This is a genomic window from Pseudomonas sp. MPB03 (assembly GCF_046605385.1).
Taxonomy (GTDB): Bacteria; Pseudomonadota; Gammaproteobacteria; order Pseudomonadales; family Pseudomonadaceae; genus Aquipseudomonas; species Aquipseudomonas zanjanensis.
This window is the reverse complement of the sequence record NZ_CP176770.1, coordinates 2,429,845-2,443,785: the sequence shown is the minus strand read 5'-3', so window position 1 is coordinate 2,443,785 and position 13,941 is coordinate 2,429,845. Positions and strand designations below refer to the sequence as shown.

Sequence of the window (13,941 nt, the reverse complement as noted above, 5' to 3'; positions counted from 1 at the left end):
TCCGGCAGCGGGACGCTTAAGCGTCCGGTGCGGCCTTGGCAGCCGGCTCATTGTTTTCATAGATATACAATGGCTTGGACTTGCCTTCTATAACGCTTTCGTCGATCACGACTTTACTCACCTCGGACTGCGAGGGGATTTCATACATCGTGTCGAGCAATACGCCTTCGAGAATCGAGCGCAACCCACGGGCACCGGTCTTACGCTCCAGGGCACGTTTGGCGACCGATTTCAGCGCGTCGGAACGGAACTCCAGGTCTACACCTTCCATTTCGAACAGCTTGGCATACTGCTTGGTCAGGGCGTTCTTCGGCTCGGTCAGAATCTGCATCAACGCCGCTTCATCCAACTCATCCAGCGTTGCCAGGACCGGCAGACGACCGACGAATTCCGGGATCAGACCGAACTTGACCAAATCGTCAGGCTCGACTTCACGCAGGGACTCACCCACCTTCTTGCCTTCTTCCTTGCTGCGCACTTCGGCGTTGAAACCAATGCCGCCGCGGGTGGAACGGTTCTGAATAACCTTTTCAAGGCCGGAGAACGCACCGCCGCAGATGAACAGGATGTTACGGGTATCAACTTGCAGGAATTCCTGCTGCGGATGCTTGCGACCACCTTGGGGTGGAACGGAAGCGACCGTGCCTTCGATCAACTTGAGCAAGGCCTGCTGCACGCCTTCACCGGAAACGTCCCGGGTGATGGACGGGTTGTCGGACTTGCGGGAAATCTTGTCGATTTCATCGATGTAGACAATGCCCATCTGGGCCTTTTCCACATCGTAGTCGCACTTCTGCAACAACTTCTGAATGATGTTCTCGACGTCTTCACCGACATAACCCGCCTCGGTGAGGGTGGTTGCATCGGCGATGGTGAACGGAACGTTCAGCAAGCGGGCCAGGGTTTCGGCAAGCAGGGTCTTACCCGAGCCTGTCGGGCCGATCAGCAAGATGTTGCTCTTGCCGAGTTCGACCTCGTCATTCTTCTTGTCACGCTGGTTCAGGCGCTTGTAGTGGTTGTACACCGCTACGGCCAGTACCTTTTTCGCACGTTCCTGACCAATCACATACTGATCAAGGATGCCGCTGATTTCTTTAGGCGAAGGCAATTTATGCGCGCTGCTCTCGGCCTGGGCTTCCTGCACCTCCTCGCGGATGATGTCATTGCACAGGTCGACGCACTCGTCGCAAATGAAGACCGAGGGGCCGGCAATCAATTTGCGTACTTCATGCTGGCTTTTGCCACAGAAGGAGCAATAAAGCAGTTTGCCGTTGTCCTCGCCGTTGCGGGTGTCAGTCATTCGATCGATCCAAATCCGATAGGCTTGCAACACAAGATGAAGGCAATTGCGGGCTTTTTCAAGCCCGCAGGTGATCGGACCTGCCGATCAACCTCATTTTGAGCTGCTTATTTTAAGCGGGGCGCTGGCTGATCACTTCATCGATCAGACCATATTCACGTGCGGCTTCAGCGCTCATGAAATTGTCGCGATTGGTATCGCGCTCGATTTCTTCAAGCGTGCGCCCGCTGTGCTTGGCCATCAAGGTGTTGAGGCGCTCGCGGATGAAGAGGATTTCCTTGGCATGGATTTCGATATCCGATGCCTGGCCCTGGAAACCGCCCAGTGGCTGGTGAATCATCACGCGCGAGTTCGGCAGGCAATAACGCTTGCCATGGGCACCAGCAGTCAGCAAAAACGCGCCCATGCTGCACGCCTGACCGATACAGGTCGTCGAAACGTTAGGCTTGATGAACTGCATGGTGTCGTAGATCGACATGCCCGCCGTCACCGAACCGCCCGGGGAGTTGATATAGAGATGGATGTCTTTGTCCGGGTTTTCGGCTTCAAGGAACAACAGTTGCGCACAGATCAGGTTGGCCATGTAGTCCTCTACCGGGCCCACCAGAAAGATGACGCGTTCCTTGAGCAGACGCGAGTAGATGTCATAGGCACGTTCGCCACGGGCGGACTGCTCGATAACCATCGGGACCAGGCCGCCTGCGGCCTGGATGTCAGAGCTCTGCTGATAAAAAGAATTGCGGGACATGTCTCGCAGTCACTCCCAAATAGTTATGTCTTGAATACGCATAAGCCAGCACGAAGGCTGGCTTATGGGTGTTTATTTCTTACCGCAGAACCATCAATCGGCTTGTGGAGCTTCCACCGGCTTGACCGCTTCTTCGTAAGAGACCGCTTTATCGGTCACGCTAGCTTTCTGCAGAACAGTATCCACAACTTGTTCTTCCAGCACAACCGAACGGACTTCGTTCAGTTGCTGGTCGTTCTTGTAGTACCAGGACACGACTTGCTCAGGTTCCTGGTAGGCCGAGGCCATTTCCTGGATCAGCTCGCGAACACGGGCTTCGTCAGGCTTGAGTTCGAACTGCTTGACCACTTCGGCGACGATCAGGCCCAGCACGACGCGGCGCTTGGCTTGCTCTTCGAACAGCTCGGCAGGCAGTTGGTCCGGCTTGATGTTGCCGCCGAACTGCTGAACAGCCTGCACGCGCAGACGGTTCACTTCGTTGTCCAGCAGGGCCTTTGGCACTTCGATCGGATTGGAAGCCAGCAGACCGTCCATGACCTGGTTCTTGACCTTGGACTTGATGGCTTGGCGCAGTTCACGCTCCATGTTCTTGCGAACTTCGGCGCGGAAACCTTCCAGACCGGTTTCCTTGATGCCGAACTGGGCGAAGAATTCTTCGTTCAGCTCAGGCAGTTTCGGCTCGGAAACGCTGTTGACGGTCACGGTGAACTCGGCGGCTTTGCCAGCCAGGTCCAGGTTCTGGTAGTCCTCAGGGAAGGTCACGTTCAGCACGCGCTCTTCACCGGCCTTGGCGCCAACCAGGCCATCTTCGAAGCCAGGGATCATGCGACCGGAGCCCAGTACCAGCTGGGTAGCCTTGGCGGAACCGCCAGCGAACACTTCACCGTCGACCTTGCCGACGAAATCGATGTTCAGTTGGTCTTCGTTCTGGGCAGCACGCTCGGTCACTTCGAAACGGGTGTTCTGCTTGCGCAGGATGTCCAGCATCTTGTCCAGGTCGGCATCCGACACGTCGGCGCTCAGGCGCTCGACGGCGATGGATTCGAAACCGGCAACCGTGAACTCAGGGAACACTTCGAAAGTAGCGACGAATTCCAGGTCCTTGCCTTTTTCCAGCACTTTAGGCTCGACGGACGGAGCGCCGGCCGGGTTCAGCTTCTGCTCGACGACCGCTTCGTAGAACGAAGACTGGATCACGTCGCCCACGGCTTCCTGACGCGCATCAGCTTCGTAACGCTGACGGATCACGCTCATTGGCACTTTGCCTGGGCGGAAACCTGGGATTTTGGCCTTTTGGGCAGTCTGCTGCAGACGCTTGTTGACCTGAGTCTCGATGCGCTCAGCCGGCACGGTGATGCTCATGCGGCGCTCAAGAGCAGAAGTATTTTCAACAGAAACTTGCATGGATATTCCTCGTTGCACAGACGTTGGCCGGGCGTTTCCGACCCCAGAATCAAGGGCATGCATTCTAGTAGGTCAAACTCAAGAAGTCACCCTACTGAAAACGCGCTGGAAACAGGCGCCGGATTTAGGACGGGACAAACGGTCATGCCCCGCCCGGATTGCAAATACAGTCGATTCAGTCCAGGGCTCTGCGCCAACGCTTCTATATATAGAAGCGGCTTGTCCGATCGCGCAGCGCCCCGCCCCACAAGGAGACCGACGGGCATGCTACGCATCATCACGAAACATATTCGCGACAAACCGTCCGCTGCGCTCAACCGCAAAAAACAGCGCCGACGCCAGACACAGAACCACCGAAAACAAAAACGGCGCAGCCCTTTTCAGGTACTGCGCCGTTTTCTGCTATTTAAATAGCGACTTGTATGGTGCGGACGGAGAGACTCGAACTCTCACACCTTGCGGCGCTGGAACCTAAATCCAGTGTGTCTACCAATTCCACCACATCCGCGTATCAAGCTTTTAAAGCAAAGGCGCCAGATTGTTAGATCTGGCGCCTTTCTAGAATATGGGGTGGACGATGGGGATCGAACCCACGACAACGGGAGTCACAATCCCGTGCTCTACCAACTGAGCTACGCCCACCATATTGCCTTGTTGCCTTACTTGTGCCAAAGCTGCCTAATTGGCGCACCCGGCAGGACTCGAACCTGCGACCATCCGCTTAGAAGGCGGATGCTCTATCCAGCTGAGCTACGGGCGCCTTTTTAATCTGTATTCTTGGACGATTACAAACTAAGTGCTTTCAGTTTTGCCGAGTTGAAACAACCAACTCCGCTCGACCTTCTTAACCAGTGCTAGGCTGTGCCCGACAAGTGCGACGAATGTTATAGACGGCCTGATAGGTCGTCAACTCTTTTTTAAAAAAAATTCATTTAATTAAAGGGGTTAGGGGAATTTGCAGACCAAGCGCCTTTGCCCTCACGCCCCGGCGTGCGAGAATGCGCTCTCTTTTTTTCCCCTCTCGATGGTTAACCACGCGCAATGACTGCACAACTTATCGACGGCAAATCGATCGCCGCCAGCCTGCGCCAGCAGATCGCCCAACGAGTCACCGAGCGCCGCCAGCAAGGCCTGCGCACGCCCGGCCTTGCGGTGATCCTGGTCGGCAGCGATCCTGCCTCTCAGGTTTATGTCTCGCACAAGCGTAAAGACTGTGAAGAGGTCGGCTTCCTTTCCCAGGCCTACGACCTGCCTTCCGAAACCACCCAGCAAGCGTTGGCCGATCTGATCGATCGCCTGAACGACGATCCGAACATCGACGGTGTTCTGCTCCAGTTGCCGCTGCCTGAACACCTCGACGCCTCCAAGCTGCTGGAGCGTATCCGTCCAGACAAAGACGTCGACGGCTTCCATCCTTATAACGTCGGCCGCCTGGCCCAGCGTATCCCACTGCTTCGCCCCTGCACCCCCAAGGGCATCATGACCTTGCTGGAAAGCACTGGCGTGGACCTGTATGGCCTTGATGCCGTGGTGGTGGGTGCGTCCAACATCGTTGGTCGCCCGATGGCCATGGAGTTGCTGCTGGCCGGCTGCACCGTGACCGTGACCCATCGCTTCACCAAGGACCTGGCCGGCCATGTCGGCCGTGCCGACCTGGTGGTAGTGGCCGCCGGCAAACCCGGCCTGGTCAGGGGTGAGTGGATCAAGGAGGGCGCCATCGTCATCGACGTGGGCATCAATCGCCAGGACGACGGCAAGCTGGTGGGCGACGTGGTCTACGAGACCGCCCTGCCCCGCGCTGGCTGGATCACCCCGGTACCTGGCGGCGTAGGCCCGATGACCCGCGCCTGCCTGCTGGAAAACACGTTGTACGCGGCCGAAACACTGCACAGCTGATAGCCCTCGACAAAGCCCCTGTGGGAGCGAGCTTGCTCGCGATAGCGGTAGACCGGCCAACCTCCAGGTTGACTGACACACCGTTATCGCGAGCAAGCTCGCTCCCACAAGTGTTTCTGGTGATTGGGATTTAGCCGCCAGGTGTCGGTCGCTTGCATGGCTCGCGCAAACTACGAATTTTTCAGATTCGATTCGCCAGAATCCCCCTTCATTAAACTTTATTTATTCACAACCCCTGGCGGTACAGGCATATAGCGCTGCTGTCGCCCATACTCCTAGAATGCGACGTTTTTTTAAGTCGTTGCTCAACGGCACCTTCAACTCCATCGAGTCTACTCGCGTGAAAATCCATCTTTCGATCATCAGCCTGTTCATCGCTTTCGCAGGCAGCTTTATCACGCAAAACGTCGTTGCACAGGAAACCATCGCGCCCCCTCGGGACACGACCAAGCTACAAGTCGCCTCGGGCAGCGCGATGTTGCTGGACTTGCAGACGGATAAAGTCGTCTATTCGAGCAACCCCGACGTGGTGGTGCCGATCGCTTCGGTGACCAAGTTGATGACCGGTCTGATCGTGCTGGATGCCAAACAGAACCTGGATGAATACATCTCCATCACCATCGCCAACACTCCGGAGATGAAGGGGGTGTTTTCGCGGGTCAAGCTCAACAGCGAACTGTCACGCCGGGACGTTTTGCTGATCGCCCTGATGTCTTCGGAAAACCGCGCCGCCGCCAGCCTCGCCCACCACTATCCGGGCGGCTATGCGGCGTTCATTGCCGCCATGAACGCCAAGGCCAAGGCGCTGGGCATGACCAGCACGCATTACGTCGAGCCGACGGGCCTGTCGATCAACAACGTCTCCACTGCCAGGGACCTGACCAAGTTGCTGATCGCCGCCCGCAAGTACCCGCTCCTGAGCGAATTGAGTACGACCAAGGAAAAGACCGTTACCTTCCGCAAACCGGTGTATAGCCTGGGGTTTCGCAATACCGACCATTTGGTTCACAAGGCCAACTGGGATATCCAGTTGACCAAGACCGGCTTTACCAACCAAGCCGGCCACTGCCTGGTGCTGGTAACGAAGATGGGCAATCGCCCGATGGCGCTGGTGATCCTCGACGCCTTTGGCAAGTACACGCACTTCGCCGATGCCAGCCGGATTCGTAGCTGGGTGGAAACCGGAAAAAGCGCCGCCGTGCCGGCGGTGGCCCTGCAATACAAGGCCGCCAAGAATCTCAAGAGCCGCCAGAGTGGGGTGGTGGAAGCCTCCAAGTAATCCACGAATCAAAAAAGCTCCGATTCGTCGTAATGCCAACCTCATCGCGAGCAAGCTCGCTCCCACAGATGATCTTGGGTGTTCACAAGTTTTGTGTTCACTGAAGGCCCATTGTGGGAGCGGTGCACATGAATTTTGTGCCTGCTGAAGATCCAATGTGGGAGCGAGCTTGCTCGCGATAGCGGTGGCTCAGCCACATAGATGCCGGCATGTGCCCCGCTCTTGCTCTTGCTTTGGATCCTGATCTGGACGCTCTTCCAAAAGTGACCCGCTTTAAGAGCGGAACCGCCAGTAGCCGTTACCGCAGAAACGGATCTACACACCAAACTACGCGTCCATGAACAGCATTACCCAACTCGCTGGGACCTTTTAATCTATGGCTTCAAGTCACCCAGCGGATCATAAGGCTCAGGCTTTCGCTCATCCTTCTTATCCAGCGGCGCCTTGGCCGGCCCGACCGGATCGACCTGGGGATCCTCAAGGTCCGGCGAGTCCGGATCGAACCCCAAATCATCACCACTGGAATGCTCGGATGAATGTGGCCCCGTAGGTGTTTTCGACTGTGCCATGCGTGCCTCCTCCTATCACGGTCGGAAAAATGCCCAACCCTGACGATAAGAGCCCCAGCCCTGCCAGGTCGTGCCCGGCAAGTGACGAACGGGATGAACGATCAATGGGCGGCGCTGAGCGCCTTGGTGGCCCGCGCCGCCGCTTGCTCCTGCCCTGCCCCGGCCAGATCGGCCGCCGCTTTCAACCAACGCTGTGAGTCGACATTGGCCGGAAGCTGCGTGGGGCGCTGAACCAGCACCGCCCAGCCACCCGCGCTCTGGAAGGCCGACTCGAAGGCACTGAAACTCATCAACTGCCGACGATTCATGCCTGCACGCAACAACACCGTCTGCTTCTGGCGATTGTAGCCGGCAAGAATCCCATACCGAGGCGCGGCCCAAAACGCCGAACCATCGACATAGCGCACCAGCACCGGATAACCCGCCGCGACCTGCTCCAACAGCGCGGGCAGCTTGGCGTCGAGGGGATACACCAGCAGCCCGTACTCGCGCGCCAGTGTTTGCATATTTTTCTGCAAATGGGCTTCGCCACCGGGTAGGTGCAGGGGTTTTTCCAACAGACCTGGAGTGATCACGGTGCCTTGCAACGTCAGCAAGGCGGCCAGGGATTGCGGGGCGCCCTGGTGCATTTCGCCACGATAGAACGGCACGCTGTTGAGTTCTACCCGTTCGGGCAGGCGCTGGATCTGCGGCGATACGCTGCCCGCGCAACCCGCCAGGGCGACGAGGCAGGACACCGCCAGTACCAATGATCGAAACGATGGAATGACTGGCGACATGATGACTCTCTTGTTCAGGTACCCGGCATCCGGGCCAGGCGTGGGTCGACGATCATAAGGTGCGCACAGCCCTGGGTATAGCCATAACAATCGTTTTAAAAGGGCGATAGAACGAACCGATCCATACCCCAGCGCCATACATCGACAAGCTGCAACACTTGAGCGACTAGACTGTCCATTGTACTGGGTGCGTTATCCCGAACCGGGGATAGAAGGAGGCACAAATGAGCCTGACGACGACAATCCTGATGCTGATATTCGGCTGGCTGAGCGTAGCCACGGCCATGCTGTGGGGGGTGCTTCGAATCGCTCGACGCCACCATCACGCGCCACCTGCGCCATCGGGAAAAACCGCCAAACCTGCCCGGCACCACGCCGCCGCGCACTGACCCATCACCTTCAAACCCATCGTTCTCAAATCCAAAAAAAAAGCCACCCGGGCCTGGACCCGGGTGGCTTCTGCCTGCTGCCTGGAATCAGGCGTTGTCGGGCAGCGCCTTTTCCTTGGCCCTGCGGGACAACATGTTCAACACCTCGATCGCCGCCGAGAACGCCATGGCCGCATAGATATAGCCTTTCGGTACATGGGCGCCGAAACCTTCAGCGATCAGCGTCATGCCGATCATGATCAGGAAGCCCAGGGCCAGCATGACCACCGTCGGGTTGTCATTGATGAACTTGGCGAGCGGTTCGGCCGCCAGCAGCATCACCAGCACCGATACGACGACGGCGATGATCATGATCGGCAAATGCTCGGTCATACCCACGGCAGTGATGATGCTGTCGATGGAGAACACCAGGTCCAACATCAGGATCTGACCGATGGCCGCGGCAAAGCCCAGGGTCACACCGGACGTGGCCGACTTGGGATCATTCGGCGCCGGGTCCATGCTGTGGTGGATTTCAGTGGTCGCTTTCCACAGCAGGAACAGGCCGCCGGCGATCAGGATCATGTCTTTCCAGGAGAACGCCTGGCCGAGGATTTCGATGACCGGTTCGGTCAACTGCACAATAAAGGCAATCGTGCTCAACAGGCCCAAGCGCAGGATCAGCGCCATGCCGATACCGATCCGCCGCGCCTTGGCACGATGCTGTTCGGGCAGCTTGTTGGTCAGAATCGAAATGAAGATCAGGTTATCGATGCCAAGCACGATTTCCATCACGACCAGAGTCGCCAGGGCGATCCACGCGGTGGGGCTGGCGGCGAGCTGTAAAAGATAATCCATGGGTCAGTCCTGACTGATGTGACGCGTTAGATGGTTTTGGTAGGGGTTTGTGTTTCGTCAGCTTCGTCCGCTGGCTCTTTCTTCGGGCTGATCAAGCCGCCGGTGGCTTCGCTGATCGCCTGTTCGGCGGCCTTATGGGTATCGTCGATGGCCTGCTTGGCGGTTTCCGCAGCCTGCCCCATTAACTGCTGGGCACTTTTTTCAGCCTGTTCACAGCCCGCCAGTGTCGTTGCCGACATCACCAACAGGGCTGCAAGCCCCAGGGATTTATAGGTCATGGAATAAATGCCTCTTGAAGAATAGAAGGAGCTCGAAAGTGGCCCACCAATGGCCAGGCATTCTAGAGAGACGAATACTTCAGGAAAATTCGTATTTTCAGCGGTTATACTTCGGTTTTTACGAAGCAATGTGAACCCATGCTCAATTATCGACAACTGCATTACTTTTGGGTCGTGGCGAAAACCGGCAGCATCGTGCGGGCGTGCGAGCAGTTGAACCTGACCCCACAGACTATCAGCGGGCAGATTTCCCTGTTCGAGCAAACCTATAACATCAAATTGTTTCGTCGTGTCGGGCGGCAGTTGGAACTGACCGAAGCCGGCCGCCAGACACTGCCCTACGCCGAACACATGTTCCAGTTGGGCGGTGAGCTGGAATTGATGCTGAGGGCCCAGCCCAACGAGCAGCAAACCCTGTTCCGGGTCGGAGTGGCGGATGTGGTGCCCAAGTCCATCGTCTATCGGCTGTTGGCGCCGACCATGGAGTTGAGTGAGCCGCTGCGCATCACCTGTCGCGAGGACAAGCTCGAACGGCTGCTGGCGGACCTGGCGATCCAGCGCCTGGACCTGGTGATTTCCGACAGCCCGATGCCAACCCACCTGGACATCAAGGGCTACAGCCAGAAACTGGGGGAATGCGGGATCAGTTTTTTTGCCACCGCCGCGCTGGCCGAACGCTACGGGCAGGATTTCCCCCATGGCCTCAATGACGCTCCGCTGCTGATTCCCGGGCCGGAAACCGTGGTGCGCAGCCGCTTGCAACGCTGGTTCGCCGAGCAACAGATCCAACCGCGCATCGTCGGCGAGTTCGACGACAGCGCCTTGATGCAGGCCTTTGGTCAATCAGGCAGTGGGATTTTCATCGGCCCGAGCGTGATCGCCGAAGAGGTCAAGCGTCAGTACGGCGTAGAAGTGATCGGCCAGACCGATGCGGTGAGTGAATCCTTCTACGCCATTTCGGTGGAACGCAAGGTCAGCCATCCTGGCATCGTTGCGATTGCCGAAGGCGCCCGTCGCGAGTTGTTCAGCGCTTAGCTATCCAGGCAAGTCGCGCGGGGCTTGAAAGTCATCAGGAGCAACGCCAGCAGAATCGAGACGAAGATGAACCCGGCGGCCGCGAACCCGACACTGCCCAAGCCCAGGGTATCGATGACCCGGCCACCGATCATCGCCCCCAGGCCAATCCCCAGGTTGGCCCCGGCGATGTTCAACGAGGCGGCAAACGCCGGGGCCTGCGGGGCTGCCTTCATCAACCGCACATGGCTGACCAGGAACAACGCGGCCTGGGTCACGCCCCAGATGCCCATCGCCGCCGCCAGCGCGAGGGGTGAATGGATGCTTGGGACCAACGCCACCATGCCGCCGATCAGGAACAGGCAGAACACCATCGACGCGATCAGCGGATGCCGGTCCACCGCACGGCCGCCCAAGGAGTTGCCCAACAGCCCGACGGCGCCGAAGCCCATCAGGCACCAGCCCACCAGGGTGCCATCGAATCCGGCGAGGCGTTCGAGGATATCCGCCAGATAGGTGTAGGCGGTGAACATGCCGCTGAACACCAGGATCGACAACAGCACGTGCCCTTGCATCAACGGGCTGCGCAGGATCTTCAATTGCGAACGGAAGCTCACCTGATGCTGGTGCAAGTTGGTTTTCGGCAAATAAATAAACAGCAACAAGGCCTTGGCGAAGGCAATGACCGCCAGGATCGCGAAGGCACTGCGCCAGCCAAACGCATCGGCGATCAACGTGCCCACTGGAATGCCGAACACGGTGGCACAGACGATGCCGAAGCCGATCCGGGCGATAGCCCGCCCGGCCAGTTGCGGCCCGACAATGTCCACCGCCGTTTCACTGGCCAGCGCCCAGAACACAGGCAAGCCCAGGGCCGGGATCAATCGGGCAAGGGCCATTACCCAAATGTTGGGGGCAAAGGTGGCCAGCAGGTTGGCCAGGCCGAACATCACCAGCACGCTGATAAACAGCTTGCGCCGCTCGAAGCGGGCGAACCAGGCCGTGAGGAACGGCCCGAACGCCGCCACCGTAAACGCGAACAACGTCACCAGCAGCCCGGCCTGGGGAATGCTGACGTGCAGGTCGCGAGCGATGGAGGGCAACAGGCCGACGATGACGAATTCCGTGGTCAGCACGGTGAAACCGGCGGCCGACAGCAGGAAGATGGGTAGCAACATGTAGAACTCCAGCAAAACGACGACACCAGCGTTAGCCCTGGGGCCCGCTGGCGGAAAAAAAGTGAGAGTGACAAAGCCTAACAGAATGCGCGCGTCATACAAACGCTCGGCATGGCCCGGATAAGGGTGACGGACTGTCACAGGTCCGTCAGATTTTTCACCGGCTGTGCTAAAGTCCGCGGCCTGCAAACGCCGTACTTTCTCTCGGTCCGCTCATGTGGCCTGCCCGCTTGTTGCCCTGATCTGTCGACCGTTGAACACAATAAAATCAGAGATGCCGCTATGACAGCTTCGTCCGTTACCCCTTTGCAACGCCTTAAACGCACCAGCCTGGTGACGCAAATCATCATTGGCCTGATCGCCGGTATTGTCCTGGCATGGCTGGCGCCCGACCTGGCCAAGTCCACCGCCTTCATCGGCAAGGTCTTCGTGTCCGCGCTCAAGGCCGTGGCACCGATCCTGGTGTTCGTGCTGGTCATGGCGTCGATTGCCAACCACAAGCACGGCCAGGAAACCCATATCCGCCCCATCCTGTTCCTCTACCTGCTGGGCACGTTCGCCGCGGCGGTGGTCGCGGTGGTCGCCAGTACGCTGTTTCCGTCCAGCCTGGTGCTATCGACCCAAGACGTCGCAGTCACCGCGCCCGGTGGCATCAGCGAAGTGCTGCAAAGCCTGTTGCTGAGCGTGGTGGATAACCCGGTCCGGGCACTGATGGACGGTAACTTCATCGGTATCCTGGCCTGGGCCATCGGCATGGGCATCGCCATTCGCCATGCTGGCCAGACCACGCGCACCGTGCTCGAAGACCTGTCCAACGGCGTGACCGTGATCGTGCGCCTGGTGATCCGCTTCGCCCCGCTGGGGATCTTCGGGCTGGTGGCCTCGACCCTGGCCACGTCCGGCTTCGGCGCCCTGCTCGGCTACCTGCACCTGCTCACTGTGCTGATCGGTTGCATGCTGTTCGTGGCGTTGGTGGTCAACCCACTCATCGTGCTCTGGAAGCTGCGTCGCAACCCTTACCCGCTGGTGTTCACCTGCCTGCGCGAGAGTGGCATCACAGCGTTTTTCACCCGCAGCTCGGCGGCGAATATCCCGGTGAACCTGGAACTGAGCAAACGCCTGGGCCTGCACGAAGACACCTATTCGGTGTCGATCCCACTGGGCGCGACCATCAACATGGCCGGCGCTGCCATCACCATCACCGTACTGACCCTGGCCGCCGTACATACCTTGGGTATTGCAGTTGACCTGCCAACAGCCGTGCTGCTGAGCGTTGTCGCCGCCATTTGCGCCTGCGGTGCGTCCGGGGTGGCCGGCGGTTCGCTGTTGCTGATTCCCCTGGCGTGCAGCCTGTTTGGCATTCCCAGTGAGATCGCCATGCAAGTGGTCGCTGTGGGTTTCATCATCGGTGTCCTGCAGGACTCGGCGGAAACGGCGTTGAACTCGTCGACGGATGTGCTGTTCACGGCGGCGGCGTGCCTGGGTGAGGAAGCGAAGCTGGCGCGTACGGCGTAATCAGGAAGGAACTGAATCTTGCGGTGTCGGTGCTGCCCTCATCGCGAGCAGGCTCGCTCCCACAGTGGATCTGTGTCAGCCGCAAAACCTTGTGGGAGCGAGCCTGCTCGCGATAGCGCCAGATCGCTCACCTCCAATTAGCATGCTTAACCACCTAGACTGCAGCCACAAAAAAGCCCGGGAACGGCCCAAACCGTCCCGGGCTTTTTCATGCCGGCGGGGTTAGAACGCGCCCATGTAGTCACGCTTGCCCACTTCCACGCCATTGTGGCGCAGCAATGCGTAGGTGGTGGTGACATGGAAGAAGAACTGCGGCAGGCCGTAGGTCAGCAGGTAGTTCTGGCCACTGAAGCGTTTCTCCTTCGGCGTCCCCGGACGGGTAACGATTTCGATGCCTTCCTTGCCATCGATCTGCGCAGGGGCGATGCCATCGATAAAGGCCAATACCTTGGCGATCAGGGCTTGCAGCTCGGCGAACGTGGTCTCGCTGTCGTCATATTTCGGCACTTCAATCTCGGCCAGGCGCGCGGACACACCCTTGGCGAAATCCACCGCGATCTGCACCTGGCGCACCAGCGGGAACATGTCCGGGTACAGGCGGGCTTGCAGGAAAGCGTTCGGGTCGATGTTTTTCGCGGTGGCGTGGGCTTCGGCCTTGTTCAGAACGTCGCTCAACGCGTTGAGCATCTGCTTGAAAACCGGGACGGAAGCGGCGTACAGGGAAATAGTCATGGCAATCTCATGCAGGTGGCAGG

15 protein-coding genes and 3 tRNA genes are annotated in these 13,941 nt (G+C 58.6%); 6 read left to right on the top strand and 12 right to left on the bottom strand.

From position 1 onward, the window contains the following. Nucleotides 1-16: 16 nt before the first annotated feature. The 3 genes from clpX to tig form a co-directional block, all read right to left on the bottom strand. Entirely contained in the window at nucleotides 17-1,300 is a 1,284-nt protein-coding gene (gene clpX, locus ACLH0I_RS10840) for an ATP-dependent Clp protease ATP-binding subunit ClpX (RefSeq protein WP_063322129.1), read from the bottom strand. Nucleotides 1,301-1,412: 112 nt separating this feature from the next. Beyond that, the gene (clpP, locus tag ACLH0I_RS10835; protein ID WP_186609760.1) at nucleotides 1,413-2,048 is read right to left on the bottom strand and encodes an ATP-dependent Clp endopeptidase proteolytic subunit ClpP; all 636 of its coding nucleotides are present in this window, start codon (nucleotides 2,046-2,048) and stop codon (nucleotides 1,413-1,415) included. Nucleotides 2,049-2,141: 93 nt separating this feature from the next. Next, complete coding sequence (tig, locus tag ACLH0I_RS10830; protein ID WP_122568033.1) at nucleotides 2,142-3,452, bottom strand: trigger factor; 1,311 nt, start codon at nucleotides 3,450-3,452, stop codon at nucleotides 2,142-2,144. 264 nt (nucleotides 3,453-3,716) lie between these two features. Here tig and ACLH0I_RS10825 point away from each other — a divergent pair, with 264 nt between their 5' ends. Then, nucleotides 3,717-3,866, top strand: coding sequence for a hypothetical protein (locus ACLH0I_RS10825; protein WP_411387019.1), 150 nt, complete (start codon nucleotides 3,717-3,719; stop codon nucleotides 3,864-3,866). 9 nt (nucleotides 3,867-3,875) lie between these two features. Here the strand turns inward: ACLH0I_RS10825 and ACLH0I_RS10820 are convergent. The 3 genes from ACLH0I_RS10820 to ACLH0I_RS10810 all read right to left on the bottom strand — a co-directional run bounded on the left by ACLH0I_RS10820 (nucleotide 3,876) and on the right by ACLH0I_RS10810 (nucleotide 4,212). Next, nucleotides 3,876-3,960: transfer RNA gene (locus tag ACLH0I_RS10820), tRNA-Leu, on the bottom strand. A gap of 58 nt (nucleotides 3,961-4,018) precedes the next feature. Continuing rightward, nucleotides 4,019-4,094 (bottom strand) — tRNA-His (locus ACLH0I_RS10815). A gap of 41 nt (nucleotides 4,095-4,135) precedes the next feature. Next, nucleotides 4,136-4,212: transfer RNA gene (locus ACLH0I_RS10810), tRNA-Arg, on the bottom strand. Between the two features lie 281 nt (nucleotides 4,213-4,493). On the opposite strand from ACLH0I_RS10810, the gene folD reads away from it, so the two are divergent. Then, nucleotides 4,494-5,348: a bifunctional methylenetetrahydrofolate dehydrogenase/methenyltetrahydrofolate cyclohydrolase FolD gene (gene folD, locus ACLH0I_RS10805; protein WP_053120836.1), complete on the top strand. Its 855-nt coding sequence runs from the start codon at nucleotides 4,494-4,496 to the stop codon at nucleotides 5,346-5,348. 340 nt (nucleotides 5,349-5,688) lie between these two features. Then, nucleotides 5,689-6,627: a D-alanyl-D-alanine endopeptidase gene (gene pbpG, locus ACLH0I_RS10800; RefSeq protein ID WP_411387489.1), complete on the top strand. Its 939-nt coding sequence runs from the start codon at nucleotides 5,689-5,691 to the stop codon at nucleotides 6,625-6,627. A 374-nt stretch (nucleotides 6,628-7,001) separates the two neighbouring features. Here pbpG and ACLH0I_RS10795 read toward each other — a convergent pair whose 3' ends face one another. Further along, a complete protein-coding gene (locus ACLH0I_RS10795; protein WP_186708331.1) occupies nucleotides 7,002-7,196 on the bottom strand; it encodes a DUF6021 family protein in 195 nt (64 codons plus the stop codon). A 101-nt stretch (nucleotides 7,197-7,297) separates the two neighbouring features. Next, complete coding sequence (locus ACLH0I_RS10790; RefSeq protein WP_411387018.1) at nucleotides 7,298-7,975, bottom strand: peptidase C39 family protein; 678 nt, start codon at nucleotides 7,973-7,975, stop codon at nucleotides 7,298-7,300. A gap of 224 nt (nucleotides 7,976-8,199) precedes the next feature. On the opposite strand from ACLH0I_RS10790, the gene ACLH0I_RS10785 reads away from it, so the two are divergent. Next, on the top strand, nucleotides 8,200-8,364 hold the full coding sequence (locus ACLH0I_RS10785) for a hypothetical protein (RefSeq protein WP_411387017.1): 165 nt from the start codon (nucleotides 8,200-8,202) through the stop codon (nucleotides 8,362-8,364). An 87-nt stretch (nucleotides 8,365-8,451) separates the two neighbouring features. Here ACLH0I_RS10785 and ACLH0I_RS10780 read toward each other — a convergent pair whose 3' ends face one another. Together ACLH0I_RS10780 and ACLH0I_RS10775 are read right to left on the bottom strand one after the other, a co-directional pair. Next, the gene (locus tag ACLH0I_RS10780) at nucleotides 8,452-9,201 is read right to left on the bottom strand and encodes a TerC family protein (RefSeq protein WP_053120828.1); all 750 of its coding nucleotides are present in this window, start codon (nucleotides 9,199-9,201) and stop codon (nucleotides 8,452-8,454) included. Between the two features lie 26 nt (nucleotides 9,202-9,227). Beyond that, nucleotides 9,228-9,479, bottom strand: coding sequence for a hypothetical protein (locus ACLH0I_RS10775; RefSeq protein ID WP_024619156.1), 252 nt, complete (start codon nucleotides 9,477-9,479; stop codon nucleotides 9,228-9,230). 138 nt (nucleotides 9,480-9,617) lie between these two features. Between ACLH0I_RS10775 and nhaR the strand changes: the two genes are divergently transcribed. After that, complete coding sequence (gene nhaR / locus ACLH0I_RS10770; RefSeq protein WP_092472701.1) at nucleotides 9,618-10,514, top strand: transcriptional activator NhaR; 897 nt, start codon at nucleotides 9,618-9,620, stop codon at nucleotides 10,512-10,514. On the opposite strand, the gene ACLH0I_RS10765 is transcribed toward nhaR, so the two are convergent. After that, complete coding sequence (locus tag ACLH0I_RS10765) at nucleotides 10,511-11,671, bottom strand: MFS transporter (RefSeq protein ID WP_186708323.1); 1,161 nt, start codon at nucleotides 11,669-11,671, stop codon at nucleotides 10,511-10,513. The two genes, nhaR and ACLH0I_RS10765, sit on opposite strands and share 4 nt — an antisense overlap. 282 nt (nucleotides 11,672-11,953) lie before the next feature. On the opposite strand from ACLH0I_RS10765, the gene sstT reads away from it, so the two are divergent. Then, nucleotides 11,954-13,186: a serine/threonine transporter SstT gene (sstT, locus tag ACLH0I_RS10760; RefSeq protein ID WP_411387016.1), complete on the top strand. Its 1,233-nt coding sequence runs from the start codon at nucleotides 11,954-11,956 to the stop codon at nucleotides 13,184-13,186. Nucleotides 13,187-13,408: 222 nt separating this feature from the next. Here sstT and ACLH0I_RS10755 read toward each other — a convergent pair whose 3' ends face one another. Beyond that, nucleotides 13,409-13,918 (bottom strand): DUF1993 family protein, encoded by a 510-nt coding sequence (locus ACLH0I_RS10755; RefSeq protein WP_186708319.1) that lies wholly within the window; start codon nucleotides 13,916-13,918, stop codon nucleotides 13,409-13,411. Nucleotides 13,919-13,941 lie beyond the last annotated feature (23 nt).